Annotated in this window: 27 protein-coding genes; 16 read left to right on the top strand and 11 right to left on the bottom strand. The window is 59.5% G+C overall.

What is annotated here, in order from left to right; genetic code table 11:
* Positions 1-4 precede the first annotated feature (4 nt).
* Entirely contained in the window at positions 5-571 is a 567-nt protein-coding gene (gene nudE, locus NN484_RS13675) for an ADP compounds hydrolase NudE (protein WP_127648535.1), read from the bottom strand.
* A gap of 88 nt (positions 572-659) precedes the next feature.
* Between nudE and yrfG the strand changes: the two genes are divergently transcribed.
* Positions 660-1,322 carry a GMP/IMP nucleotidase gene (gene yrfG, locus NN484_RS13670; protein ID WP_127648534.1) on the top strand — a complete coding sequence of 221 codons (663 nt, stop codon included), beginning with the start codon at positions 660-662 and terminating at the stop codon, positions 1,320-1,322.
* Positions 1,323-1,373: 51 nt separating this feature from the next.
* Here yrfG and lysM read toward each other — a convergent pair whose 3' ends face one another.
* Entirely contained in the window at positions 1,374-1,823 is a 450-nt protein-coding gene (gene lysM / locus NN484_RS13665) for a peptidoglycan-binding protein LysM (RefSeq protein WP_274659264.1), read from the bottom strand.
* A 142-nt stretch (positions 1,824-1,965) separates the two neighbouring features.
* On the opposite strand from lysM, the gene NN484_RS13660 reads away from it, so the two are divergent.
* From NN484_RS13660 to NN484_RS13645, 4 genes are all read left to right on the top strand, one after another.
* A complete protein-coding gene (locus NN484_RS13660) occupies positions 1,966-2,853 on the top strand; it encodes a LysR family transcriptional regulator (protein WP_274659263.1) in 888 nt (295 codons plus the stop codon).
* 92 nt (positions 2,854-2,945) lie between these two features.
* A complete protein-coding gene (gene fdhD, locus NN484_RS13655) occupies positions 2,946-3,785 on the top strand; it encodes a formate dehydrogenase accessory sulfurtransferase FdhD (RefSeq protein WP_215501193.1) in 840 nt (279 codons plus the stop codon).
* Positions 3,782-6,130: an FdhF/YdeP family oxidoreductase gene (locus NN484_RS13650; protein ID WP_274659262.1), complete on the top strand. Its 2,349-nt coding sequence runs from the start codon at positions 3,782-3,784 to the stop codon at positions 6,128-6,130. Before fdhD ends, NN484_RS13650 begins: the two co-directional genes overlap by 4 nt.
* Positions 6,131-6,474: 344 nt before the next feature.
* A complete protein-coding gene (locus NN484_RS13645) occupies positions 6,475-6,957 on the top strand; it encodes a glycine zipper domain-containing protein (protein ID WP_127648529.1) in 483 nt (160 codons plus the stop codon).
* A 64-nt stretch (positions 6,958-7,021) separates the two neighbouring features.
* Here NN484_RS13645 and NN484_RS13640 read toward each other — a convergent pair whose 3' ends face one another.
* From NN484_RS13640 to NN484_RS13625, 4 genes are all read right to left on the bottom strand, one after another.
* Complete coding sequence (locus NN484_RS13640) at positions 7,022-7,453, bottom strand: acyl-CoA thioesterase (protein ID WP_127648528.1); 432 nt, start codon at positions 7,451-7,453, stop codon at positions 7,022-7,024.
* Positions 7,454-7,543: 90 nt separating this feature from the next.
* Positions 7,544-8,770, bottom strand: a complete 1,227-nt coding sequence (locus tag NN484_RS13635; RefSeq protein WP_274659261.1) for a 3-hydroxyacyl-CoA dehydrogenase — start codon at positions 8,768-8,770, stop codon at positions 7,544-7,546.
* 220 nt (positions 8,771-8,990) lie between these two features.
* Positions 8,991-10,919 carry a RecQ family ATP-dependent DNA helicase gene (locus NN484_RS13630; RefSeq protein ID WP_274659260.1) on the bottom strand — a complete coding sequence of 643 codons (1,929 nt, stop codon included), beginning with the start codon at positions 10,917-10,919 and terminating at the stop codon, positions 8,991-8,993.
* A gap of 397 nt (positions 10,920-11,316) precedes the next feature.
* Positions 11,317-11,820 carry a polysaccharide deacetylase gene (locus NN484_RS13625; protein ID WP_215501188.1) on the bottom strand — a complete coding sequence of 168 codons (504 nt, stop codon included), beginning with the start codon at positions 11,818-11,820 and terminating at the stop codon, positions 11,317-11,319.
* 290 nt (positions 11,821-12,110) lie between these two features.
* Here NN484_RS13625 and NN484_RS13620 point away from each other — a divergent pair, with 290 nt between their 5' ends.
* The 6 genes from NN484_RS13620 to NN484_RS13595 all read left to right on the top strand — a co-directional run bounded on the left by NN484_RS13620 (position 12,111) and on the right by NN484_RS13595 (position 15,349).
* A complete protein-coding gene (locus NN484_RS13620; protein ID WP_274659259.1) occupies positions 12,111-12,398 on the top strand; it encodes a hypothetical protein in 288 nt (95 codons plus the stop codon).
* Between the two features lie 95 nt (positions 12,399-12,493).
* Positions 12,494-13,621, top strand: a complete 1,128-nt coding sequence (locus NN484_RS13615; protein WP_274659258.1) for a lipase family protein — start codon at positions 12,494-12,496, stop codon at positions 13,619-13,621.
* Positions 13,622-13,985: 364 nt separating this feature from the next.
* Complete coding sequence (locus tag NN484_RS13610; protein WP_215501185.1) at positions 13,986-14,285, top strand: hypothetical protein; 300 nt, start codon at positions 13,986-13,988, stop codon at positions 14,283-14,285.
* A 76-nt stretch (positions 14,286-14,361) separates the two neighbouring features.
* Positions 14,362-14,583 carry a hypothetical protein gene (locus tag NN484_RS13605; RefSeq protein ID WP_252191579.1) on the top strand — a complete coding sequence of 74 codons (222 nt, stop codon included), beginning with the start codon at positions 14,362-14,364 and terminating at the stop codon, positions 14,581-14,583.
* Positions 14,580-14,750 (top strand): YhfG family protein, encoded by a 171-nt coding sequence (locus NN484_RS13600; RefSeq protein ID WP_127648522.1) that lies wholly within the window; start codon positions 14,580-14,582, stop codon positions 14,748-14,750. Before NN484_RS13605 ends, NN484_RS13600 begins: the two co-directional genes overlap by 4 nt.
* Positions 14,750-15,349, top strand: coding sequence for a putative adenosine monophosphate-protein transferase Fic (locus tag NN484_RS13595; protein ID WP_215501184.1), 600 nt, complete (start codon positions 14,750-14,752; stop codon positions 15,347-15,349). The genes NN484_RS13600 and NN484_RS13595 overlap by 1 nt, the downstream gene beginning before the upstream one ends.
* Before the next feature lie 120 nt (positions 15,350-15,469).
* On the opposite strand, the gene NN484_RS13590 is transcribed toward NN484_RS13595, so the two are convergent.
* Positions 15,470-17,011, bottom strand: coding sequence for a phosphoenolpyruvate carboxykinase (locus tag NN484_RS13590; protein ID WP_215501183.1), 1,542 nt, complete (start codon positions 17,009-17,011; stop codon positions 15,470-15,472).
* Between the two features lie 181 nt (positions 17,012-17,192).
* Positions 17,193-18,095: an Hsp33 family molecular chaperone HslO gene (hslO, locus tag NN484_RS13585; protein WP_127648519.1), complete on the bottom strand. Its 903-nt coding sequence runs from the start codon at positions 18,093-18,095 to the stop codon at positions 17,193-17,195.
* A gap of 105 nt (positions 18,096-18,200) precedes the next feature.
* On the opposite strand from hslO, the gene NN484_RS13580 reads away from it, so the two are divergent.
* Positions 18,201-19,004 carry a phosphatase PAP2 family protein gene (locus NN484_RS13580; protein WP_215501182.1) on the top strand — a complete coding sequence of 268 codons (804 nt, stop codon included), beginning with the start codon at positions 18,201-18,203 and terminating at the stop codon, positions 19,002-19,004.
* A gap of 64 nt (positions 19,005-19,068) precedes the next feature.
* Here NN484_RS13580 and NN484_RS13575 read toward each other — a convergent pair whose 3' ends face one another.
* Complete coding sequence (locus tag NN484_RS13575) at positions 19,069-19,476, bottom strand: RNA-binding S4 domain-containing protein (RefSeq protein WP_215501181.1); 408 nt, start codon at positions 19,474-19,476, stop codon at positions 19,069-19,071.
* Between the two features lie 216 nt (positions 19,477-19,692).
* Between NN484_RS13575 and rimB the strand changes: the two genes are divergently transcribed.
* Positions 19,693-20,172, top strand: a complete 480-nt coding sequence (gene rimB, locus NN484_RS13570) for a retropepsin-like aspartic endopeptidase RimB (RefSeq protein ID WP_003220644.1) — start codon at positions 19,693-19,695, stop codon at positions 20,170-20,172.
* On the top strand, positions 20,169-21,074 hold the full coding sequence (gene rimK, locus NN484_RS13565; RefSeq protein WP_007949201.1) for a 30S ribosomal protein S6--L-glutamate ligase: 906 nt from the start codon (positions 20,169-20,171) through the stop codon (positions 21,072-21,074). The genes rimB and rimK overlap by 4 nt, the downstream gene beginning before the upstream one ends.
* Positions 21,075-21,170: 96 nt before the next feature.
* Here the strand turns inward: rimK and NN484_RS13560 are convergent, their stop codons facing one another.
* Positions 21,171-22,484: an ATP-binding protein gene (locus tag NN484_RS13560; protein ID WP_003220639.1), complete on the bottom strand. Its 1,314-nt coding sequence runs from the start codon at positions 22,482-22,484 to the stop codon at positions 21,171-21,173.
* A gap of 111 nt (positions 22,485-22,595) precedes the next feature.
* The gene (ompR, locus tag NN484_RS13555) at positions 22,596-23,336 is read right to left on the bottom strand and encodes an osmolarity response regulator transcription factor OmpR (protein ID WP_064585484.1); all 741 of its coding nucleotides are present in this window, start codon (positions 23,334-23,336) and stop codon (positions 22,596-22,598) included.
* A gap of 358 nt (positions 23,337-23,694) precedes the next feature.
* Between ompR and NN484_RS13550 the strand changes: the two genes are divergently transcribed.
* Both NN484_RS13550 and NN484_RS13545 read left to right on the top strand, forming a co-directional pair.
* Complete coding sequence (locus NN484_RS13550) at positions 23,695-26,019, top strand: Tex family protein (protein ID WP_215501180.1); 2,325 nt, start codon at positions 23,695-23,697, stop codon at positions 26,017-26,019.
* Positions 26,019-26,402, top strand: a complete 384-nt coding sequence (locus tag NN484_RS13545) for a PaaI family thioesterase (RefSeq protein WP_053116527.1) — start codon at positions 26,019-26,021, stop codon at positions 26,400-26,402. The genes NN484_RS13550 and NN484_RS13545 overlap by 1 nt, the downstream gene beginning before the upstream one ends.
* Positions 26,403-26,655: the final 253 nt, after the last annotated feature.

The raw sequence follows: 26,655 nt of genomic DNA, 5'->3' as shown, positions 1-26,655 counted from the left end.
TCACTCATGACTGAAAGAACCCGCGCTGGCTCAGCAGATCGCGGGTCAGGTACAACGCCGCCAAGGCGCGACCTTCGGAAAATTGCGGGTTTTGCGCCAGCGCTGCCAGTTCACGCAGGTTGACCTTGTCGACCCGCATCGGCTCGGGCTCGTCGCCCTCCAGACGCTCTTCGTAGAGATCGGTGGCCAGCACCACCTGAATCTTCTGGCTCATGTAACCGGGCGACAACGACAGCTCGGTCAGATGCTCCAGTTGGCGGGCGCCGAATCCGGCCTCTTCCTTGAGCTCGCGCTCGGCCGCCGCCAGCACATCCTCACCCGGCTCGATCAAGCCTTTGGGCAGGGACAATTCGTACTCGTCAGTGCCGCCACAGTACTCTTCGACCAGCACCGCGTGTTCGCTATCGAGCATCGCCACGATCATCACCGCGCCATAGCCCGCACCTTTGCCGACCAGACGCTCGTAAGTGCGCTCCACGCCATTGGAAAAACGCAACTTCAGTTCTTCGACGCAAAACAGGCGACTGGTGGCGACGATCTCGCGGGCGAGTACAGTGGGTTTCTGGCGCATGCAAAGCTCCTTGGCGTGAACGCGCTACTATAACGCGGCTTTCCCGATTGTTTGTGTCGGATATCTTTCTACCGCTCGAGACGTTGCCATGCCTTCTTTACCGTGGTCCGACATCGATACCGTCCTGCTGGACATGGACGGTACGCTGCTGGATCTGCACTTCGACAACCATTTCTGGCTGGAACACCTGCCGCAACGCTACGCCGAACTGCACGGTGTGAGCCGGGCCATGGCCGACATGGAGTTGCAGCCGTTGTTCGAGCGTCATGCCGGTCAGTTGCAGTGGTATTGCCTGGATTTCTGGAGCACCGAACTGAAACTCTCGGTGCGTGAACTGAAACTGGAAACCGCGCACCTGATTGCGCTGCGTCCGGACGCCGACACCTTTTTGCAAGCGATCAAACAGGCTGGCAAACGGGTGGTCATGATCACCAACGCCCACCGTGATTCGCTGTCGCTGAAACTGGAACGGATCGAACTGTCGCCGTATTTCGAGCGACTGATCAGCTCCCACGATTACGGTTTCCCCAAGGAGAACCCGCAGTTCTGGGATGCCTTGCAGACAGACATCGATTTTGATCCGGCGCGCAGCCTGTTCATCGATGACACTTTGCCGATCCTGCGCAGTGCGCGCGATTTCGGTGTGGCGCATCTGCTGGCGATCAAAGAGCCGGACAGCCGCAAAGGGCCGAAGGACACCGCCGAATTTGCAGCGGTGGAGGATTATCGGGAGTTGATTATCGGTCTTTGAATTCCTGTAGGAGCTGCCGCAGGCTGCGGCAGCTCCTACAGAGAACTGTCGTTATTCAGGAATGCGCAGTACCTGGCCCGGATAGATTTTGTCGGGGTGTTTCAGTTGCGGCTTGTTGGCCTCAAAAATTTTGTTGTACTTGTTGGCATCGCCGTACACACGTTTGGATATCGCGCTCAGGGTGTCGCCCTTCTCCACCGTGACGAACTTCGCTTCCTGGGCCACACCGCCGGTCACGGTAATCTGATCGTCAACACCGCTGACGCCGGCAACGTTACCCAGTGCCAGAAGGATTTTTTCCTTCTCTTCCTGACTGGCGGCTTCACCGGTGGCGATAACCTTTTCGCCCTCGACCTTAACCTGGATCTTCGAAGTATCAATCCCCGACAGCGCCTCCTGCACGTGCTTGGTCAGCGCCTCGCCATTCGCCTGAGCCTTGTCCGGCGTCAGCGCATCGAGGATTTTCTCACCGGCTTCTTTGATAAAGCTGAATAGGCTCATCGTGTTTCTCTCCATGGAATAAAAGGGTCAGACGCCAAAGCCTAGACCACCTTTTACCAACACGGTTCCAGACCGACCAATGACCCACCCACCGCCCAAGCGCTAGAATCGCCCACCCCCGCCAACACCCTCCGGAGCGAAGATGGACATCAAGCAGCTGAAATTCCTCATCGCCCTCGACGAAACCCGCCACTTCGGCCAGGCCGCCGCGCGTTGCCACATCACCCAACCGACCCTGTCGATGCGTTTGCGCAACCTCGAAGAAGAACTCGACCTGCCGCTGGTCAATCGCGGTCAGCGTTTCGAAGGATTCACCGCGCCCGGCGAGCGTGTGTTGGCCTGGGCACGCTCGGTGATGGCGGCTTATGACGGATTGCAGGCGGAAGCGGCGGCGTGTCGCGGCAACCTCATCGGTACGTTGCGACTGGGGGTGGTGCCGCTGTCGAGTTTCGATCCTCTGCCGCTGATGCAGCGTTTGCATGCGGCGCACCCGAACCTGCGCTTCGAAATGTCGGCACTGAGTTCCGAGCAGATCCTCGAACATCTGGCAAACAACCGCATCGACATCGGCGTGTCATACCTCGACCGGCTCGATCACGAACGTTTCGACTCACAGGCCTTCAGCGAAACCCGCATGGGCCTGCTCTACGACCAACGCTCCTTCACCTTTGGCGACGCGCCGTTGAGTTGGGCAGCCCTGATCGAACTGCCACTGGGTATGCTCACCAGCGGCATGCATTTTCGTCAGTCCATCGACCACAACTTCCACAGCCGGGGCCTGACCCCGCTGCCACTGCTGCAGACCGATGCCGTGCATCAATTGTTACAAGCTGTGCACGGCGGCTTCTGCTGCGCGATCATGCCGCTGGACGGCGGTCTGGAAAAACTCACCGATCACCTGCGCCTGCAACCGATCGAAAACGCCCAGACCCTCGCGCCACTGGGCCTGATCATGCGTCGTGGCGCCCCGCGTTCGGCGCTGGCCGAGGCCTGTTTCGCGCTGTACCAGAAATCACCGGCAGCGTCTTGATCGACGGTATCTATCAATAGATCGACAGTAGCGATTAGACGCGACAAGTTGCCGCGCCTAGTCTTAACGTTGATCAATCCGTCGGTGATGCCATGAACGCCAAGCGCCCAGCCTGCGCGGCGCCTGCACTCGAAACGCCCGCGCCCGCCGCCAGCCAGACCTACAGTTACAGCGATCTGCCCCTTGTGGAATCGGCCAGCACCGCGCTCGCCGAGGAAGTCGCGTTGGCGATTGCCTACAACGGCATCAGCCAGGCCGTGATGCTGGTGACCCCGACGGACCTGGAAGACTTCATCGTCGGCTTCAGCCTCGGCAGCGGCATCATCGAGGACGCCAGCGACATCTATGACCTGCAACTGACCGGCGCAGGCTCGGCGCAATACGCGCAAGTGACCATTGCCAACCGCGCCTTCTGGAACCTCAAGCAACAACGTCGGCAGCTGGCCGGCACCAGCGGGTGCGGGTTGTGCGGCGTCGAAGCGGTGGAACAGGCGCTGCCCGACCTCAACGTGTTGCCCGGCGCACCTCTGCCGCCCGCTGCATGGCTCGACGGCCTGCGCCAGCGCATCGGCGCGTTCCAGCCACTCGGCCAACACTGCGGCGCGGTACACGCAGCGGTGTTCATGGACGCCAGCGGTGAATTGCTGCTGGGCCGCGAAGACATTGGCCGGCACAACGCTCTCGACAAACTGATTGGCGGCCTGATCCGCCAGAAGATATCCACAGACGGCGGCCTGGCGATCGTCACCAGCCGTTGCAGCCTCGAATTGATCCAGAAAGTGTTGCGCGCCGGCATCCAGACCCTGGTCAGCCTGTCCGCGCCGACGGGCCTTGCCGTGCAATGGGCCCGGCGCCACAACCTCAATCTCATCCACCTGCCGCAGAAGAATGCGCCGCGGGTCTACAGCCCAGCGATGGAGAATCAAGCGTGAGCCAACATCATCAAGCCGACCAGAAACCTGTCCCGCGCTACAAACCTTACAAAGGTGCAGCCGGCGGCTGGGGTGCGCTGATCAGCGTGGCCCAGGCCTGGTTGACCAGCGACAACGCGCTGAAAAACCTGCGCATGATGCTCAAGACCAACCAGAACGGCGGCTTCGACTGCCCGGGTTGCGCCTGGGGCGACTCGCCGGAAAGCGGCATGGTCAAATTCTGCGAGAACGGCGCCAAAGCGGTGAACTGGGAAGCAACCAAGCGCCGGGTGGACGGCAAGTTCTTCGCCAAACACAGCGTGACCTCGCTGCTGGAGCAGAGCGACTACTGGCTTGAATACCAGGGTCGCCTGACCGAGCCAATGGTCTACGACGCCCAGACCGACCGCTACAAACCCATCGCCTGGGACGACGCGTTCGCCCTGATCGGCAAGCACCTGCAAGCACTGTCGAGTCCGGATCAAGCCGAGTTCTACACTTCGGGCCGGGCCAGCAACGAAGCGGCGTACCTGTATCAACTGTTCGTGCGCGCCTACGGCACCAACAACTTCCCCGACTGCTCGAACATGTGCCACGAGGCCAGCGGTGTGGCCCTGGCGCAGAGCGTTGGCGTCGGCAAAGGCACCGTGACTTTCGACGACTTCGAACACGCCGACGCGATTTTTGTCTGGGGTCAGAACCCCGGCACCAACCACCCACGGATGCTCGAACCGTTGCGTGAGGCGGTGAAACGCGGAGCACAAGTGGTGTGCATCAACCCGCTGAAAGAGCGCGGCCTGGAACGCTTCCAGCACCCGCAGCATCCGCTGGAAATGCTCACCAACGGCGACAAACCGACCAACACCGCGTACTTCCGTCCGGCACTGGGCGGCGACATGGCGGTGCTGCGCGGCATGGCCAAGTTCCTCCTGCAGTGGGAGCGCGATGCGCAGAAGGCTGGCGCCCCGGCGGTGTTCGATCACGACTTCCTCAATGCCCACAGCACCAATGTGCTGGAGTATCTGGGCGTGGTCGATGACACGCCGTGGGAGCAGATCGTCGCGCAATCCGGCCTGACCCTGGTCGAGATCGAACAAGCCGCGCGCATGTACGCCAAAGGCAAGAACGTGATCATGTGCTGGGCGATGGGCATCACCCAGCATCGCCACTCGGTGCCGACCATCCAGGAAATCGCCAACCTGATGCTGCTGCGCGGCAACGTCGGCAAACCCGGCGCCGGTCTATGCCCGGTGCGCGGCCACAGTAACGTGCAGGGCGACCGCACCATGGGCATCAACGAGCGTCCACCGGTGGCGTTCCTCGATTCCCTCGAACGACGTTTCCAGTTCAAGGTGCCGCGTGAAAACGGGCACAACGTGGTCGAAGCGATTCACGCCATGGCCGAGGGCCGCGCCAAGGTCTTCATCGGTCTTGGCGGTAACTTCGCCCAGGCCACACCGGACAGCCCGCGCACCTTCGCGGCGCTGAGCAATTGCGACCTCACCGTGCAGATCAGCACCAAGCTCAACCGCAGCCATCTGGCCCACGGTAAAGACGCGTTGATCCTGCCGTGCCTGGGCCGTACCGACATCGACATCCAGACCGAAGGCCCGCAAGCGGTCACCGTGGAAGACTCGTTCAGCATGGTCCACGCCTCCAACGGTCAGTTGCAGCCGCTGTCGAACCAGATGCGCTCGGAACCGGCGATCATCGCCGGCATCGCCGCCGCCACGCTGGGTAGCAAACCGGTGGACTGGAACTGGCTGGTAGCCGACTACCGGCGCATCCGCGACTTGATCGCCGACACCATTCCCGGCTTCAAGGACTTCAACGAGAAGGTCAAGAACCCGGGCGGGTTCTACCTCGGCAACGCGGCCGGCGCGCGCAAATGGAACACCCCGTCGGGCCGGGCCAATTTCCGCGCCAACCGGCTGCCCAAGGATCTGGTGCACGAACGCACCCGCGCCACCGGGCAACTACCGGATCTGATCCTGCAATCGATGCGTTCCCACGATCAGTACAACACCACGATCTATGGCCTCGACGACCGCTATCGCGGGGTCAAAGGCCAGCGCGACGTGCTGTTCGCCAACGAGGCCGACATCATTCGCCTGGGCTTCCGTCCGGGACAAAAGGCCGACATTGTGTCGCTGTGGGACGATGGCCGTGAGCGTCGGGTGAAAGGCTTTACCTTGCTGGCGTTTGATATTCCGGCCGGGCAAGCGGCTGCGTATTACCCTGAAGTGAATCCGCTGGTGCCGCTGGAAAGCACTGGGGATGGCAGCCATACACCGACGTCGAAATTCATTGCGATCCGGCTGGAAGCGGCGAGTGAGACCGGGTTGATCATGGCTAAATCTGCTTAATGCGGGGTCAGCCCCATTGCTATCGCGAGCAGGCTCACTCCTACAGTTGAATGTGTTCTATCTGTAGGAACTCGGTCACTGTAGGAGTGAGCCTGCTCGCGATAGCGGTAGCCGATTCAAGCCATTCTTTGTACTGTGCACCTTTCAAATGCCCACAAAAAAGGCCGCTTTTTCACAAAAGCGGCCTGTCCGAAGTAGCTAAAGACCGACGAAAATCGCTTAAGTTCCACATACAAAACAGCAACTTGCATAATTGTATACAAGTCGTGTTATTCGTCGGATTTTGATTGTCAGCCTTGTTACACAGCCTCAGGATCGCGCCGTCATCCCTTTGAGGCTCCTCTATGAAGTTCTCCTCGATTCTCTTGTTGTCCCTTGGCCTGGTCAGTGGCTTCGCTTCTGCCGGAGGCACCGCCGAAGCAGGCGTGGGCGGCGCATTGGGCGGGGTTCTTGGCTCGGTCGTCGGTCAGTCTTTAGGCGGCAGCACAGGTTCAACCATTGGCGCGGCCCTGGGCGGCGCGGGTGGTAGCGCGGTGGGTGCCAACAAACACAGCCGTGGCGAAGCAGCCATTGGCGGTGCACTGGGCGCAGCCGGCGGTAACGTGGTTGGCCGCAGCATGGGCGGCACCACCGGCAGCCTGATCGGCGCCGCAGCAGGTGGCGGCGCCGGTGGCGCGCTGGGCAACTACATGGGCAACCAGAGCAATGACGATGGTCGTCATTACGATCGCGGTTATGACCGTGACCGTCGCTACTACCGCGATGGCCACCCTGGTCGTGGTCACGCTTACGGCCACCGCAAGCATCACCGCTACTATCGCGACTAACGCGTTGCGTTAAGCGGGAAAGCAAAAATCGCAGCCCAAGGGCTGCGATTTTTTTTGCCCTGATTCAAACCACCAGACGCTCCAATGCTTCACGCAACCGGCCTGGAATCGGTACCGGTTGATTGGTGCTCCGATCCACGAATACGTGAACGAAACGCCCTGCTGCACACGCCTCGCTTTCACCGACCTTGAACACCGCCAGTTCGTACTGCACCGAACTGTTGCCCAGCTTGCCGACCCGCAGACCGATCTCGATCAGGTCCGGAAAAGCGATCGAGGCAAAGTAGTCACAGGCCGAACTGACCACAAACCCCACCACCTCGCCGTCATGAATATCCAGCCCGCCAACCTGGATCAGGTAGGTGTTCACCGCCGTGTCGAAGAAGCTGTAGTAAGTGACGTTATTCACATGCCCGTAGGCATCGTTATCGTGCCAGCGTGTGGTGATGGGCTGGAAGTGCGGGTAGTCGGTGCGTTGTGGCATCGGGTTGGACATCAGCATTGATCCATTGAGTGTTGTGAGCAGTCTAAAGCCAAAACCGTGGTGGCCCCATCGCGAGCAGGCTCCAGCGCAATACATCCCCACTCAGCACTCGGCAAACCCCTTGCCCTGCGCCGCCAACTCGCCAATCAACCGCGCCGGCTGCCACTGATCGCCCTGACGCGTCTGCAGCGCCAGCAAGCGCTGATGAATGTCCGCCAGCCCTTGCTGATCCGCCCAGGCCATAGGCCCGCCCTTGTCGGCCGGGAAACCGTAGCCGTTCAGGTACACCAGATCAATGTCATGGGCCGACCCGGCAATGCCTTCCTGGAGAATCTTTGCACCCTCGTTGACCAGCGCCAGCAGGCAGCGCTCCAGAATCTCTTCAGCGCCGATCTCGCGACGCTGGAAACCCAGCCCTTCGCTGACCCGCAGCACCAGCGCATCGACCTCGGGATCATGCTCGGCCTGTCGACTGCCCGGCTCATAGTGGTAATAACCGTTACCGGACTTCTGGCCGAAACGGCCCATCTCGCACAAACGGTTGTCCACCTGCACCTCCGGCGCATCCTGGCCCTTGCCGGCCAACTCGCGAGCGCGCCATTCCAGATCGATACCGACGACGTCATACATGCGGAAAGGCCCCATGGCGAAGCCGAACCCTTGCAGCGCCGCGTCCACCTGCTGTGGATAAGCGCCTTCGAGCAGCATCTTGCGTGCCTCCAGCACATACGGATGCAGCATGCGATTGCCGATAAAACCGTGGCAGTTACCCGACACCACACTGACCTTGCCCATGCGTTTGCCAAGTCTCAGTGCGGCTTCCAATACCGCCGGCGAAGTCTGCGCCCCCCGAATGATTTCCAGCAGTTTCATGATGTGCGCAGGGCTGAAGAAATGCAGACCGAGCACTTGCGACGGACGCCGTGTCGCAGCGGCAATCGCATCGATATCCAGTGCCGATGTATTGCTCGCCAATAGTGCCTCGGGTTTGAGCAGGCCATCCAGTTCGCGAAAGATCCTCTGTTTGAGCTCAAGGTTTTCGTACACCGCCTCGATCACCAGATCGACATTGCGGATCGCCGGGTAATCCGCCGCCGCGCTGATCCGGGCAATACGTGCATCCGCTTCGACCTGATCGATCCGGCCCTGGCGCACGTTGTGTGCATAAGTGTCCGCCACCGTACCCAGTGCCTGCTCAAGCATCTGTGGATTGTTATCGACCCACTGCACAGCGATGCCGGCATTGGCCAGGCACATGACAATGCCGCGGCCCATGGTGCCCGCACCGATCACGGCAGCTTGCTGAATATCGAAGGATGTCTGGCTCATGTTGTTCTCTTGTTGGCGATCCGAAGACAGCCTTCACCATAGTCAGGCACCGGATATTTTTGAAGTTTATTACCGTGATGAGCGACATTCAGCGGATGGATAAACCCCCATCGCACCGAAGCCACACACTGTAGGAGCTGCCGAAGGCTGCGATCTTTTGATCTTGATTTTCGATGGCAAGATCAAGAGATCGCAGCCTTCGGCAGCTCCTGCAGACAGATCAAAGGTGTTCGTGAACCCAGCTGCGAACTTCCGCGTACGGATACTCCTCCAACGCCGCATACCCGGAAATCGCCCGCGCCTTGAGCTTGGTGAACAGCGGCACACTGATCCCGCACAGAAACCGCGTCAGGCGCTCCGCCGTTGGCACACTGCCGGTGTGCTGCTCGTGCCTGTGGATAAAATCACCGCACAGCGCCGCGAAACTCTTATCCACAAGCGCCGGCAGTTCCGGCGGTGGCGGCAGGCGCGCTATATCCCCGTGACACACCGAACAGTGCCCGCAGCGCTCGGGCGCGTTGTGGTCACCGAAGTATTCGGCCAGGCGATAACCCAGGCAGCGCTCGGTGGCGAACAGCTCGAGCATCGCGTGAATCCGGGCGATTTCAGCCTGCTCATGCCGGGTGAAATAACCGTGCAACTCGGCGCTCAAAACAACGCTGTCGAAATCGCTGTGCAGCACGTTGTAGACCTCGGTCATCTGCTTGCTCTCAAGCTCGACCCAGCCTTTCTCCTGGAAGTAGTCCAGCGCCGTCACCACCCGATTGCGCTCAGCCGAGTACTGCGTGTACATCGCTTCGAAATCCACCGTGGCCCAGGTGCGTGCACGGCTGGAAGTCTGGATGATGGCGGCGACAAAATCCCTGCGCTCACCTGCGAAACGCTCAAGCAGCACTTCCGGTTCCAGCAGGTATTTGAAACGGTACTCGGCGTAATACGCATAGCGCGGCGCGATCAAGCCACGCAACTCCAGTTGCACCAGCAGCGTTTTGAGCGGCAGCGAGCGAATGTTGCTCTGATCGGCCAGCGGCCCAAGCAGAAACTCCCACTGCCCTTCGGCCGCAGCAGCCTGCATTTCCTCCAGTACACAACGAATCCCCTCGCGCTCCGGGGTATCACCGTAGACAAAGTTTTCCAGCACGTTGAGGCTGTCACGATTGGCCAGCACCAGACAGTCCGAGGGCTGCCCGTCACGTCCGGCGCGACCGATTTCCTGACTGTAGTTTTCGATGGATTTGGGCAGGTCGAAATGCACCACGTTGCGGATGTCGCTCTTGTCGATACCCATGCCGAACGCAATGGTCGCGACGATGCAATTGGACTGTCCGGCCATGAAGCGCTTCTGGATCGCCTCACGCTGATCATTGGGCAACCCGGCGTGATAGGCCTCGGCCTGAATCCCGTTGCGCCCCAGATGCTCGGCGATGTGTTCGGCGGTTTTCTGCAGCGTCACGTAGACGATGCTCGGCTGCCCCGCACGCGCGCTCATCCACTCTACCAGCCGCCGGCGCTTGTCCTGACCCCGCACCGGTTCGACCAGCAGATTGAGGTTGGGCCGGTAGAACCCGGTGGTCACCACATCCGCTTCGGCGATGGCGAATTTGGCCTGCATGTCGGCAATCACTTTCGGTGTCGCCGTGGCTGTCAGCAGCAGGGTTTGCGGGATGTTGAACTGGCGCTGGTAGTCCGGCAGTTTCAAGTAGTCAGGGCGAAAGTTGTGGCCCCATTCGGAGATGCAGTGCGCCTCGTCGACCACCAACAGCGAGATCGGCACCTGCTGCAAAAAGTTGCGGAAACGCTCGTTCTTCAAACGCTCCACGGAGATCATCAGAATCTTCAACTCACCCGAACAGGCACGAGCCATCACGTCGTTGGCATCATCGCGGCTTTGCGCCGAATCGATGCTGCCGGCATTGATGCCGTGACGTTTGAGGAACGCCAGTTGATCCTGCATCAACGCCAACAGCGGCGAGACCACCAGGGTCAGGTGCGGCAGCAACAGTGCCGGCACCTGGTAGCAAAGCGACTTGCCGGAACCCGTGGGGAAAATCGCCGCCGCCGAGCGCCCGGCCAGTACGGCGCTGATCGCGGCTTCCTGCCCGGGTCGAAACTGTGGATAACCGAAAACCTGTTCCAGGGTGTTGTGCATGCGCTGTCACTCCGTTGACCGCTGTGATGCCAACAGCCTAGCGGGCGATCGCAGCGCGTCGAGAAAAGGTCGGGGTCAATTCGATACGGGATGATACAGCGCCGGGGGTGGATGCCACCGGATCAAACAAAGGAAACAATTTGCCTCTCGCAGGCCTGGCTGCAACGAAGGTAACGTGCGCCGCATCCACGAAACGAGCGTCGTGCCAGGACGGCCGACATCCGTGGATCAACTCAAGGAATGAACATGCCCAACAGACTGAAACTACTCCTCACTCTTACCCTCGCGTCGCTGTTGCTGGGCGGATGCATGCAAGTGCCCGATGATCTTCCGCCCCTCGCAATGTGCGCCACGGCAGATCAGGCGGCCACCACATAAGTCTTGCGGCAACGGCGGGCTACGGACGCAGCACCGCCACCCGCAGTTGCTCATTCAGCACCTGCTCGTGCACACCCTGGCTCTTGTTCGCCCACTGTGCATGGGCCGGACTGATGTCGCCGGTGAAGGCTGCCGCCAACTGACGCAGCTCCGCGACACTGCGCACGCGAGGACAGAACGGTTGCCCGTCACAATCCTGACTGGCATTGCGATAGGTGCTCAGCAAGCGGTCCCACAGACCGTCACGCACCTGCCTGATCGACTTGAGCTGCACATGCGGCACACCCAGCCGCCGTTGCAGTCCGCTCTCATCCAGCGCTTCGCTCGCCAACAAGGCTTTAGCGAACATCAACACCTCGGCGCGTGACGCGGTATCGATGCTGGCCTGACTGGAAAGCGTATCGGGCCAGCCGGTACGTTGCAGATCGACAAACATCCAGCCGTTGCCAGCGTCAGATGCCACGGCCAAACGGCAGCCACTGGCCCACAGCAATAAAATCGAGGCCATTCTTAGCCACTGCATACTCAATTCCCTTTAAGCGCGTATCGGACGTTTGGAAACGTCCTACAGATTCTGGCGCGCACCATACAGAGGTTTCCCAAGAAACGCCTGTGAATCCCGTGGGAAATTTCTGCGCTAAGGGTTTCACCTCGAAAAACCCACAAAACCTTGTAGGGCAAATGCCCGAGTCTCGGAAAAACCCCTACGAACTCTGTCCATCACGGCGGTCTTGTGACGACTCGCCACGCACTTCTATAGTGGCCGGCGCGGCTGAAACCACTGGAGCGACTTCGTACAGGACACGTCTCACCATGAACACGCATGATCCGATGCCCCCTCGTTACCACCCCCTCAAAAGCAACTACAGCGATCATCCGGTGCTGACCATCGACACCCAGGCCAGCCATGGCGATCTGCTTGACGCCGCTCACCAACGTCTGCGCGCCGCCAGCGACTTGCTGGAGACTCTTTACTGCTTGTGTTTCAAACAAGCCGATGTCAAAGACATCCCCAACATCGTCAACGCACTGTATCTATTGACCCAGGACGGTTGCGAACTTTTGGAAGTAGCAAAATTGCAACTAACGACCTCTTTATAAAAAACACAACCACAAATAAAGCAACAACTAAACACTTCAAACAAACAACTTAAAAAACTAGCCTGCTTGCTCTTACATCAATAAAGAGCAACCTCATGACGACATTAACTATTTTCTTTTGTGGCACCGGTTCCACCCAATTCGACACGACCAACAACAACTACTGGAACGGCGAACTGGTGTCCACCCTCGCCTCGCACCATGCCGGTCGCGAATTTGCCGAATGGATCGTGGTGGATGGCCCCGGCACCAGCAACCTGCAGGCCGACGAGCTGTTCACCAAATCGGCCGACTACGGGCTCAGCGGCACGCTGTTCGGCAAAGGCTGGGAGGAGAACGTGCTGCACGCAATGAACATCATCAAAGGCAAGTGCGACTGGCAGCGCGAGCAACTGACCGAGACGGAATACAACCGCCTCAAAGCTGCCGGCATTCCCATTGAAGATGTAAAAGTCGAAGGTTCCTGGTTCTGGCGTAAATACAACTACGGCGAGCGCAGCATCACCCAACAACAGTTACAGGAACAGATCATTAAAACGTTCCGCAAGGACGGTATTCTTCCAACTAAAGTGAATCTGGTTGGTTGGAGTCGCGGCGGTATCAGCTGCCACATGCTGGCCAACGCCATGTACAACGACAGTGCTCTCAAGAACATCCCGGTGAATATATTCGCCATTGACCCGGTACCCGGTATCGGCAACTTCCAGGAACACCGGGTCAAACTCAATGCCAACGTCAAAGAGTACGTCGGCTTCTACGCTCGTGATGAACGCTCGAAAGGCTTCAGTTGCGTCATCCCGCAAACTGCCACCGGCACCCGGACCCATATTTTCCCGATCCCCGGCCGCCATGCCACCCTGGTCGGCAACGCCTCCGCCGACGGCGTCGCTGGCCCGAAAGTACTCGCCGAACCCGGCCAGTTCGTGCGCCACTTCGCCGAAACCTGCCTCAAGCGCTGGGGCACACCACTGACCAAAACCATGAATCTGACCGACGCCGACCTGAAGCAATGCGGCGATGCAATGGTCAGGGACGCCGCGAAATACAAAGCCATGGAAAAGTCCTCCTACACCTGGTTCACCGAACTGGACCAGGGCGAGCGCTACGTGTCGCTGGGCAGCAAAGGCGTGCCGTTCTCGTCGGTGAAGGGCGCGATCTATGCACCGGATACCGGGCTGACCACCAGCGTGCTGGATCTGGCGGCGTATCGGCCTATTCGTTGAGGGAGGTGGGGGGTGATCGACGAGAGCGCGAAAAATCCTACGGTATTTGCCTATTGGAAGTTCGTCCCGTTCCTACAAATACAGACACCTTGTCGCCTATCGCCACCCGCTAGCTCACACCTATAGTCGTGACTGTCGCTGCCAAATCAGCGGCTCGGGCTTGGTCACCCGGTGGGATACATACATGCGTCCGTTGTATGCTGCCGGCAGTTCAAATGTCTGCACGCTTAATGGTGGCTGTGTTTGGGACGCCTTCGAGCGTGCCGGACTTGTGTGTTCCTTCGGTTGACCAACCCGAACACAGTTCGCCTCCCATCGCTTGGTCACGGTGGGATGACTCCTCACGACATTTGGAATACACACTATGAAAGTATGGAACCCGCTCCCCCCTGATCGCTACCGCTCACTCGAATCCAATCTCACCGACACCAAGCCCCTGATCATCGACACAGAAGCCAACCCGCAAGACATCCTCGAATGCGCCGTCCAGCGCCTGCGCGCCTCCAGCGACCTGCTCAAAACCCTCTACTGCCTCAGTTTCAAACAGGCCGATGTCGAAGACATCCCCCACATCACCCACGCCCTGTATCTGCTGACGCAGGATGGCTGTGACCTGCTGCAGGTCGCGCAGCAGCAGATGCTCGGCTGGAAAGCACCAGCCTGACGCTGACAGTGTTCGGATCGCTCTCACGCCTGACCTGAGAGCGATCAATAAAACGTGATCAAACATCGGAGTAACCATGAGCAAGTTTTTTGATGAACTGATGGAAAGCGTTCAGGAAATGGACGAGATCCTGCGTAGCGAGCAGAGAGCGTCCTACAAATCGGAGGTTGGTAAGCAGGCTGAAAAAAGCTCTAAATTTTCAGATGGGCAACGCTCGTGCAAGCATCGAAAATCCCAACCAATCAGCCCATACGATTGCGCTACACTGTGGTTCTGCACCAAGAGGCCCATGCCATGAGCAAATTGACGTTTCAGCAAAAGCAGGCTTATTACGACAAGGTACGTCGGTCTAACTACTTGGCCAGCCTGCGTCTAGAAGGGTTCGATACCAGTCGTAGCGATGCAGAAAGACCACTTCCATCACGGGAATCAGTCATCGAAAAATATCGTCAGAACTCACGCTAATGGTGGACAAGTACGGGGTCGGGCAAGACCCCTACTGCTACTCTGGAAGTGATGTCCTGCGTAACTTGCTCAATATTCGCTGTGAAGAAGAACTGCAGAAAGCAGAGCGAGAGCTATCAGAGATCGCTGTAAGTCGATTTCGTCTTCTTCCCCCTCCCTATGATCTAACCATCTTGCAACATGCCCATAAAACCCTATTTTGCGATGTCTACGACTGGGCTGGGCAACTGCGAACTGTCAACATTCAGAAGGGGAATACCTTTTTCTGCACCGCAGAAAGAATTCTCCCAGAGGCAGAGAAAATATTTCACGCCATGGAGAGTGCTGCATGGTTTGTGGGATTGAGTAAAGAGGAACTCGTCATGGCTATCGCCGAAGCCTATGGCGACTTAAATATCATTCATCCTTTTCGCGAAGGCAATGGTCGCGCCCAGCGCATCCTTTTTGAGCAGATCATCATCAATGCCGGCTTCACTGTTGATTGGTGGCTGGTCAAGGAAGACGCTTGGATTCCAGCAAACGTTGATGCCGTTACATGCGATTATCGTGGACTTGAAGATATCTTCGAGAGCTGTATTGGCGGGCCACTCGTACCCTAAGTGGCATTATTCTGGCCGTGTACCCCTATCCTGCGGGAATAATGGCAGTTGAACTGCTAACCTTTCGCCCACAAAAAAGCCGCCCCTAAAGGCGGCTTTTTCATTCACCACAAACCAATCTTACAACTTCGGACCCGCCGCCTTGATCGCGTCGCTCACTTCGAACTTTTTGAAGTTCTCGATGAACAGACCGGCCAGAGCCTTGGCAGCCTCGTCGTACGCGGCTTTGTCAGCCCAGGTGTTGCGTGGGTTGAGCAGGTTGGTTTCAACACCCGGTACGGCCAGTGGCACGTCGAGGTTGATGGTGTCCAGGTGTTCGGTGGCGGCACCGATCAGCGCGCCGCTCTGGATCGCTGCGATCACGGCGCGGGTGGTCGGGATGTTGAAGCGTTTGCCGACGCCGTAGCCACCGCCGGTCCAGCCGGTGTTGACCAGGTAGACCTTGGAGCCGAAACCGCGGATGCGCTTGATCAGCAGCTCAGCGTATTCGCCAGCCGGACGCGGGAAGAACGGTGCGCCGAAGCAGGTGGAGAAGGTCGACTTGATGCCGCTGCCCGAACCCATTTCAGTCGAGCCCACCAGCGCGGTGTAGCCGGACAGGAAGTGGTAGGCCGCTTGTTCTTCGTTGAGGATCGACACTGGCGGCAGTACGCCGGTCAGGTCGCAGGTCAGGAAGATCACAGCGTTTGGCTCGCCGCCCAGGTTCTTCTCGGAACGCTTGGCAACGTGCTCCAGCGGGTAGGCCGCGCGGCTGTTCTGGGTCAGGCTGACATCGGCGTAGTCGGCGTGCTTGGCGTCGTCGATGACAACGTTTTCCAGGACGGCGCCGTGCTTGATGGCTTTCCAGATGACCGGCTCGTTCTTCTCGGACAGGTCGATGCACTTGGCATAGCAACCGCCTTCGATGTTGAAGACAACGCCTTCGCCCCAGGCGTGTTCGTCGTCACCGATCAGGTAACGGCTTTCGTCGGCCGACAGAGTGGTTTTACCAGTGCCCGACAGACCGAAGAACAGGGTCACGTCGCCTTCTTCACCGATGTTGGCAGCGCAGTGCATTGGCAGCACGTCAGCGGCCGGCAGCAGGAAGTTCTGCACGGAGAACATGGCTTTCTTCATTTCACCGGCGTAACGCATGCCGGCGATCAGCACTTTTTTCTGGGCGAAGTTGATGATCACGCAACCGTCGGAGTTGGTGCCGTCACGCTCAGGCACGCACTCGAAGTTAGCCACGTTCAGCACTTGCCACTCTTCACGACCGGCCGGGTTGTACTGGGCCGGGTTGATGAACAGGCAACGACCGAACAGGTTCTGCCAGGCAGTCTGGGTGGTCATTTTCACGGCCAGGTAGTGATCTTCAGCCGCACCTACATGCACGTGGGAAACAAAGTGCTCTTGCGCGTTGTTGAACGCCTCGACACGAGCCCACAGCGCGTCGAACTTGTCGGCCGGGAACTTGCGGTTGATCGGGCCCCAGGCGATGGCGGCCTGGGTGGAAGGCTCTTCAACGATGAAACGATCGACTGGCGAACGGCCGGTGCGATGACCGGTGCGAACGACCAGAGCGCCGGTATCGGCAAGCTCGCCCTCACCGCGTTGCAGGGCTTCTTTAACCAGATCATCAACACTCAGATCGGTGTACACGGCGTTATTGGCTTGCGTCATGAGGTTCCCCGTCGGCCAGTGGCCGAGTGTGCTCCAAACGTTTTGTAGTAGAAAGTCGTGCACTACTACCGCGAAAAAAGTGGGCCGGATTATGCCAGAAAAGCCCAAAAAGAGTAGGGTCCTCCCGTCGTAACGGCGAAATTCCGTCGTTACGCAGTGAATTTACCTGCGCTGAACCGTTTTAGTGCCGGGTATCTGACGGCGTGTCGACGCCCGCGCCAGCGAACAATTGAGCAATATCGGCCGCATCGAACAGGTACCGCTGGTTGCAGAACTGGCAATCGATCTCGACTTCGCCACCGCGTTCGGCCACCAGTGCCTGCGCATCTTCCAGTCCCAGACTGACCAGCGCATTGCCCGAGCGTTCCCGAGAGCAGCTGCAACGGAAGCGCAGGTTCTGCACATCGAACAGGCGCACTTGCTCTTCGTGGTAGAGGCGATGCAGGACGGTTTCGTTGTCCAGGCTCAGCAATTCATCGGCGGTCAGGGTGCTGGCCAGTGCGGTGATGTGCTGCCAGCTGGCGGCGCGCTCTTCTTCGTCTTTCAGACGGTCGGCCGGCAGTTGCTGCAGCAGCATGCCGCGGGCACGACGGCCGTCGGCGAACAGCTTGAAGCGCGTGCCGACCTGTTGCGACATGACGAAATAATTGGTGAAGCATTCCGACAGGGTTTCACCATCAAGGTCGACGATGCCCTGATAACGCTGGCCGATCGTCGGGTCGACAGTCAGGGTCAGGTCACCGCCCGGCATCAGGTCGGCAAGGGTCGCATCCGCAGCGATCTGCTCGGCGTTGTAACGCGCCAGACCACGGATCTCGCGCTCGCTGGAGCATTCGATCATCAGCAGCGGAATCGGGCCTTCGGAGCGCGCCTGCAGAATCAGCAGGCCATCGAATTTCAGGGTGCCCACCAGCAACGAGGCGGCCGCCATCAGTTCGCCCAGCAACTGCGCGACCGGCTCCGGGTACGGGTGCTTGGCGAGGACTTCGGCGTAGCTGCGCTCCAGCGCCACCAGTTCGCCGCGAGTGTCGCTGTCATCGAAGATGAAGCGTTGGGTGTAATCGGTATCCGGGAGATCGGTCATAGGTCTGGGTATCTGAATGAGATGACAAAATGGTTACAAAACGTGAAAATTTGCGCTTCCTGGCACCCATTTTGGTGCCAAATGTTCTGCCACGGGAGGCATTTTATGAACAATCCGGGTTTGTTCCAATCAAGGTGGAACCTCGGCCGGCTGGTTCTGTGTAACGTAGTGCCATTGGCGCTACTGGCTTTCTGGTTATGGCCTACGGGTCAGATGCTGTGTGTGATTTTCGACGAGTGGCTGTTCCGCTCACTCAATGCACCACTGGCCAGCAACCCCATATGGCTCCACATCTGGGCAATTGCAAGTCTGCGCCCGTTCGACATCGTTGTCGGGCTGATCCTGCTGACGCTGCTGATCAAGGGCGACTGGGTGTTCAAGGCCATTGACGTACGTCGCGCGTTCTTTGGTTTTTTCTCGATTCTGCTGCTGATGGTGGTCATCCGCGCGCTGTTTTCCAAATTCGCCGATTCCATGGACTGGCAGCACAGCAGTCCGTCGATGGTGCTTGAGGGTGCGGTGCACCTCAGTGACTACTTTCCACATCTGGAAAAAGCCTGGGAGCTGAAGGATCGCTCCAGCCAGAGCTTCCCCGGTGACCACGCTTCGGTGCTGCTGATCTGGGCGCTGTTCATGGGCGTGTTCAGTCGCACGGCCGGCCAGTTCCTGACGGTGTGGGGCCTGACGCTGCTGTTCATGCTGCCGCGTCTGGTGGCCGGCGCGCATTGGGGCCAGGACGATTACATCGGCGGAATGCTGCTGGCGGTATGGGCGTTGGGCTGGGGTTACTACACGCCGTTTGCCTATCACGCGGCGAATTTCTGGATGAAGGTAACCGCGCCGATTTTCGCGCTGCTGGGCAAGCTGCCGGTGGTTTCGCGGATGAGTGTGGTGTCCGCTACAAACTGACAGTTATGTGCAATACCTGTGGCGAGGCAGCTTGCTCCCTCGCCACAATGGTGTTCGACGCAAACTAGTTGTCGTTACTGCTACCACGAAATTTAAACAGATCCCGCCGCTGCTTCTTGCTCGGCTTGCCGTCGGTGCTCACGCTCAACGCCCCGGCCTTGCGCATCGCCGCAGCCGCTTCACGCTTGGCAACACTGGCCTCGGTCTCGGTATACAGCGCCTGCGCCTCGGGTGCGCCGCGACGCACGATCGACAAGGCTTCAACCTTCACCGTACGTTCTTCAAAACCGGTGCGAATCTGGAATTCGTCGCCAATGCGTGGCTCTTTGCCAGGCTTGCAGCGCTCCCCTCGGCAATGCACCTTGCCACTCTCGATGGCGGCTTTGGCCAAGGCTCGGGTTTTATAAAAACGCGCCGCCCACAACCATTTATCGAGACGGACCTTGTCGTCCTCTTCGCTTTTTTGTGCCATGGAATTTCCTCATTCTGAAATATTGATGAACTGTACTACCGTTTCTGTCGTGCCATGAATTACGCCGTCCCGGATTACAATGCGCACCACCCGACGCCTGCTGTTGGCGTCGGCGATCCGGGCCGTAGATATCTGTCGCCTTTTAACCATTATTCTGCGTGAATACCGCGAATTCGGCCGTACGCGGTCCGAGCGGTTTCTGCCGGTTGAGTACCTTTGAAGACATTTGACCATTTGACCGTTGTCGGTCTGCGCGAGTGGGTGGCGCTCCCGGATCTGGGAGTCGCCGGCCTGCGGGCGAAAATCGACACCGGCGCCAGCACCTCCAGTCTGCACGCCACCGACATCGAGCCGTTCGAACGCGACGGCGAGAAGTGGGTGCGCTTCACCGCGCACCTGGGCACGGTCGTGCAATTGCGTCACCGGCGCTGCGAAGCACCGCTGGTCACGCGCAAAACCATTAAAAGCTCCAACGGCCAGGCCCAGGTGCGCTACGTGATCAGCACCACCCTGGCCCTTGGTGATCGGGTGTGGGCCGTCGAGTTCACCCTCGCCTGCCGCAAGTCCATGCGCTATCGCCTGTTGCTCGGTTCCAAAGCCTTGATCGACGGCCAGCTGGTGGTCAATCCGGGCATCAAATATGTACAAGACAAGCCGGTGTTCCCGGTATCTACCTCCTCCACAGGTGTTGCATGAAGATCGCTGTGCTGTCGCGGAATCCGCGTCTGTATTCCACCCGTCGTCTGGTCGAAGCCGGCACCGAACGCGGGCATGAAATGGTCGTGATCGACACCTTGCGCGCCTACATGAACATCGCCAGCCACAAGCCGCAGATCCACTACCGCGGCAAACCGCTGGAAGGCTTCGACGCGGTGATCCCGCGGATCGGCGCGTCGGTGACGTTCTATGGCTGCGCGGTGTTGCGCCAGTTTGAAATGATGGGGGTGTTTCCGCTCAACGAATCGGTGGCCATCGCCCGCTCGCGGGACAAATTGCGTTCGTTGCAACTGCTGTCGCGTCGCGGCATAGGCCTGCCGGTAACTGGATTCGCCCACTCGCCGGACGACATTCCCGACCTGATCGACATGGTCAACGGCGCGCCATTGGTGATCAAGGTGCTGGAAGGCACCCAGGGCATCGGCGTGGTGCTGTGCGAAACAGCGACGGCAGCGGAGTCGGTGATCGAGGCGTTCATGGGCCTGAAGCAGAACATCATGGTCCAGGAATACATCAAGGAGGCCGGCGGCGCGGACATCCGCTGCTTCGTGGTCGGCGACAAGGTGATCGCGGCGATGAAGCGTCAGGCCAAACCGGGTGAGTTCCGCTCCAACCTGCACCGCGGCGGCAGCGCCAGTCTGATCAAGATCACCCCGGAAGAACGCATGACCGCGTTGCGTGCGGCCAAAGTCATGGGCCTGGCAGTGGCGGGTGTGGATATCCTGCGTTCCAATCACGGGCCGCTGGTGATGGAAGTGAACTCGTCACCGGGCCTGGAAGGGATCGAGACCACCACCGGCAAGAACGTGGCGGGGATCATCATCGAGCACCTTGAGAAGAATGGCGGGCCGAATATGACCCGTACCAAAGGCAAGGGCTAAAGCCAGCTTCAAGCGGCAAGCCCCAAGCGACAAGTAAAGTCGCTCTTGCTTGCCGCTTGTAGCTTGTAGCTTGTAGCTTGTAGCTTGTAGCTGCTTCTATACCGCATCCCGAGGAAGCATCAACCCCAACGGCAACCTTACCCGCGCCTCCAGCCCGCCCCCGGACCGGTTGCGCAGCTCGACATTGCCGCCATGCATCGACGCAATCCGCTTCACGATCGCCAACCCCAACCCGGTACCCTTGCCGCCCCGCGCGCGGTCGCCACGGGTGAACGGGTTGAAGATCGCCTCAAGCTCCGACGGATCGATCCCCGCGCCACGGTCCATCACACTCAGCACCACATACGGCGCGCTGGTGTCACCGGACACATAGGCCGCGACCTCGACACCACTGCCAGCATGGTTCAGGGCGTTGCCGATCAGGTTATTGAGCAGACGCTTCATCGACACCCGACGCAGCGGGAACGGCTGGATCGGTTCCAGACGCAGACGTACTTTCTCTTCATTCTGGTTGTACGGCGCTGCCACCTCACGCACCAGATCGCTCAGGTCCACCTCTTCTACCGACTCGTCGCGACCATCACGAATGAACGCGAGGAACTGGTCGAGAATCGCGTCCATGTCTTCGATGTCGCGCACCATGTCGTCAGTCAGGTCATTGCGATCGCCCATCAGCTCCAGTGACAGCCGTAAGCGGGTCAGCGGCGTGCGCAAGTCGTGGGACACCCCTGCCAGCATCAGCTCGCGCTCGCGACCGGCCTGCTCAACGTCTTCGGCCATCTGGTTGAAGGCGCGATACACCTCGGTCATCTCACTCGGTGTGTCACTGATCGGCAGACGAACGCTGCGGCCCTGGCCGAGTTGCCGTGCGGCATACACCAGACGCTTCAATGGTTGGTTGAGCTGACTGACGAAAATCCATGCCGACGCGGTCGACAGCAAACCGATCGCCAGGAACCAGCCAAGCACGTTCCAGATTTTCTGCCCGCGCAGCGGATGCGGATACAACGGCACTTTCAGCCAGCCATCACCGAGGCTCGGTGCGCGCACCCACAACGCCGGTGGCGAATGCATGCGCAAACGCACTTCGGTGTCGGCACCCAGCTCCGCCTGCATCTGGCGCTGATAGATTTCACTGTACGGCCAGTGCTGCTCGCCTTCCGGCACACCGGCGCCGACCACCCGGATCAGGGTTGCAGCATCAGCAATCTTTGCACGGTTTTCCTCATCGGCGGCCCAATAGGCGCGCAACGTCAGAGCGACGCCGTGGCTGTATTGGCGATCCACCAGCACGTCCTCGTTCATCAACAGATAAACCAGGGTCAGCGCCTTGGAAAACAGCACGACGATGAGCACCAGCCAAAGGGTGCGGGAGAAAAAACTTTGGGGGAACCAGACGGGGGTTTTCATCGCTAACCGTTACACACTTGCAGGAGCGAGCCATGCTCGCATATTGCGGATCGCGAGTCTGTGGACACGGTCAATCGACCACCCTGCAGACCCGCTCCTACAAATCACCGATCACTTGGTGGCGGTGCCATCCGGTACGAACACGTAGCCCACGCCCCAGACAGTCTGGATGTAGCGTGGTTTGGACGGGTCGGGTTCGATCATCCGGCGCAGACGGGAAATCTGCACGTCGATGGAACGCTCCAGGGCATCCCACTCGCGGCCACGGGCCAGGTTCATCAGTTTGTCGCGGGTGAGCGGCTGACGCGCGTTCATCACCAGGGCCTTGAGTACCGCAAACTCACCAGTGGTGAGCATGTGCACTTCGTCGCCACGCTTCAATTCGCGGGTCGCCAGCGACAATACGTAATCACCGAAGGTGACATTTTCGTCTTCGCTGCCCGGCGCACCCGGCACCGGCGCGGCCTGACGACGCAGTACTGCCTTGACCCGAGCCATCAGCTCGTCCGGGTTGAACGGTTTGGCCAAGTAATCGTCGGCGCCCAGTTCCAGGCCCTTGATACGGCTCATCTCATCGCCCTTGGCGGTGAGCATGATGATCGGAATCTGGTTGTTCGCGGCACGCAGACGGCGGCACGCGGTCAGACCGTCTTCGCCCGGCAGCATCAGGTCGAGAACGACCAGGTTGAACACTTCACGCGACAGCAGACGATCCATCTGCTCGGTGTTCGGTACGGTGCGGGCACGGTAGCCCTTGCTGACGAAAAAACGTTCCAGCAGGCTGCTCAGACCCGGATCGTCGTCAACAATAAGAATTTTTTCGCCTTCAGCATTATTTACAGTGCTGCTCATTGGATGCTCCTTTTAGCTCGGCGCGCATTATGGCGTAGCTGCCGTTATACGCACCGTGTGCATTGTTAGCAGATTTTTCCTTCACTGCCAGAAAACCGGGGTTTATGCCTACAGACTGCTACACCCCCGAATGACAGAACGCTGGTTATAATGCGCGGCGTTTTGTGCCAGGCAACGTCTGAATCGTTACCGCAGGTGGCCGCGATTTTTTCCGGGCCTGCGCAGTAATTGTTCGATTTCACGGGTCAATGGGGAGCCTTTTGACCCAGGCAGCGGCAATTTTCTAGCCGCTCAACCAGACTCCGGGCCTTTATTTCCGTGCCTGCGAGCCTGCTTTCACAATATGTCAGGTGGTTTTATGGACAGCATCAACAGCCGCATCGCCGAGGAACTCGGCGTACGCCCGCAACAGGTCGAAGCGGCCGTCGCGCTACTCGATGAAGGCTCTACCGTTCCCTTCATCGCCCGTTACCGGAAAGAAGTCACCGGCAGCCTCGATGACACCCAACTGCGTCATCTGGAAGAGCGTCTGCGCTACCTGCGAGAACTCGACGAACGGCGCATCAGCATCCTCGCCAGCATCGAAGAGCAAGGCAAACTCACCCCAGCCCTTGAGCGCGACATCAAGCTCGCCGACACCAAGACCCGCCTCGAAGACTTGTACCTGCCGTACAAGCAGAAGCGCCGCACCAAGGGCCAGATCGCCCTGGAAGCCGGCCTCGGCGAGCTGGCAGACGGCCTGTTCAACGACCCGAACCTGACCCCGGAAGCCGAAGCCGCACGTTTCGTCGACGCCGAAAAAGGCGTGGCCGATGTGAAGGCTGCGCTCGAAGGCGCCAAGTACATCCTGATGGAGCGCTTCGCCGAAGACGCCAGCCTGCTGGAAAAGCTGCGTAACTTCCTCAAGCAGGAAGCGACCATCAGCGCCCGCGTCATCGCCGGCAAGGAAGAAGAAGGCGCCAAGTTCCGCGACTACTTCGAACACGACGAACCGCTGAAAAGCATGCCGTCGCACCGCGCGCTCGCCATTTTCCGTGGTCGCAACGAAGGCATCCTCAGCTCTGCGCTGAAAGTCGGCGACGAACTGCCGGGCACCATGCACCCGTGCGAGGGCATGATCGGCCAGCAATTCGGCATCCAGAACCAGAACCGCCCGGCCGACAAATGGCTCGGTGAAGTGGTGCGCTGGACGTGGAAGGTCAAGCTCTACACCCACCTGGAAACCGACCTGCTCGGCGAGCTGCGCGACGGCGCCGAAACCGAGGCGATCAACGTTTTCGCCCACAACCTGCACGACCTGCTGTTGGCCGCTCCGGCCGGCCCACGCGCGACCCTGGGCCTCGACCCGGGCCTGCGTACCGGCTGCAAGGTCGCGGTGGTGGATTCCACCGGCAAACTGCTGGATCACGCCACGGTTTACCCGCACGTGCCGCACAACAAGTGGGATCAGACCATCGCGATCCTGGCCGCCCTGTGCGCCAAGCACTCGGTTGACCTGATCGCGATCGGCAACGGCACCGCCAGCCGCGAAACCGACAAACTGGCGATCGAGCTGATCAAAAAATATCCAGCGATGAAGATGACCAAGGTCATGGTGTCCGAGGCGGGCGCATCGGTGTACTCGGCGTCGGAACTGGCGGCCAAGGAATTCCCGGATCTGGACGTGTCGATCCGTGGCGCGGTATCGATTGCCCGCCGCCTGCAGGATCCACTGGCGGAGTTGGTGAAGATCGATCCGAAATCCATTGGCGTCGGCCAGTACCAGCACGACGTGTCGCAGCTGAAACTGGCGCGCGGTCTGGATGCGGTGGTCGAAGACTGTGTGAACGCCGTCGGCGTCGATGTGAACACCGCTTCGGTGGCATTGCTGGCGCGGATCTCCGGCCTCAACGCGACCCTGGCGCAGAACATCGTCGCCCACCGTGACGAACACGGCGCGTTCAAAACCCGTGCGGCGCTGAAGAAAGTCGCGCGTCTGGGTGAAAAAACCTTCGAACAGGCGGCAGGCTTCCTGCGCGTGATGAACGGCGACAACCCGCTGGATTCCTCGGCCGTTCACCCGGAAGCCTATCCGCTGGTGCAGCGCATTGCCGCTGAAACCGACCGCGACATTCGCTCGCTGATCGGCGATGCCGCGTTCCTCAAGCGCCTGGATCCGAAGAAATTCACCGACGAGACCTTCGGTCTGCCAACCGTCACTGACATCCTGCAAGAATTGGAAAAACCGGGCCGCGACCCGCGTCCAGAGTTCAAGACCGCCGAGTTTCAGGAAGGCGTCGAAGACCTCAAAGACCTGCAACTGGGGATGATCCTCGAAGGTGTCGTCACCAACGTGACCGCGTTCGGTGCATTCGTCGACATCGGCGTGCATCAGGACGGTCTGGTGCACATCTCGGCGCTGTCGGAGAAGTTCATCAAGGACCCACGCGAAGCGGTGAAGGCCGGTGACGTGGTGAAAGTGAAGGTCATGGAAGTCGACATCCCGCGCAAACGCGTTGGCCTGTCGATGCGCATGAGCGACACCCCGGGCGAGAAAATCGACGGTGCCCGTGGCTCACGTCCGGGCTCGGCACCGCGCCAGTCTTCGGGCAACGCGCCGCGCAAGGAAACGGCTACCACAGCGCCGGTGAACAACGCCATGGCTTCGCTGTTCGCCAACGCCAAGCAGTTGAAGAAACGTTGATGGAAATTCCGGCCGGGCTCGTCGAGAGCGCGTTTTTCAAGCTGTTGGGCTGCCGCCTGCACAGCCTGGAAACCGGGGTGGCGCAAGTCGCCCTGGTGCTGGAACCCGAACTGCGCAACCGTGGCGGCAAGTTGCACGGTGGCGCGCTGTTCAGTCTGGTCGACATCGCCATGGGGCTGGCCTGTTCCAGCACTCACGGCTTCGATCAGCAGAGCGCGACCATCGAGTGCAAGATCAACTATATCCGCGCCGTCTCCGACGGCGAGGTCATGTGCACGGCCCGGGTGATCCACCCAGGCCGCCGCACGCTGGTGGTCGAGGCCGACGTGATGCAGGGCGACAAACTGGTCGCAAAAGCGCAAGGCACGTTCGCTGTGCTGTAGCTTGTCGTCATCAATTTGAGTTAATTTCGGCGCAACGAACCTTGTGGGGAGCACCTGTGGGGAGGGGGCTCGCCCCCGTTTGAGTGCTTGGCACTCACAAAAATTTTGGAAACTCAGAGATTTTGGGGTTGCTTCGCAACCCAACGGGGGCAAGCCCCCTCGCCACAGATGCTCCCACAGGGATTGTGCAGTTCTTGACCGACCGGCAAATGGCCTGCCGCTAAAAACCAGGCGAAAACGCCAGTTTCAACTT

The organism is Pseudomonas serboccidentalis, assembly GCF_028830055.1.
GTDB classification, from domain to species: domain Bacteria; phylum Pseudomonadota; class Gammaproteobacteria; order Pseudomonadales; family Pseudomonadaceae; genus Aquipseudomonas; species Aquipseudomonas serboccidentalis.
The sequence above is the reverse complement of the archived record's forward strand: the minus strand, read 5'-3'. Positions and strand labels throughout refer to the sequence as shown.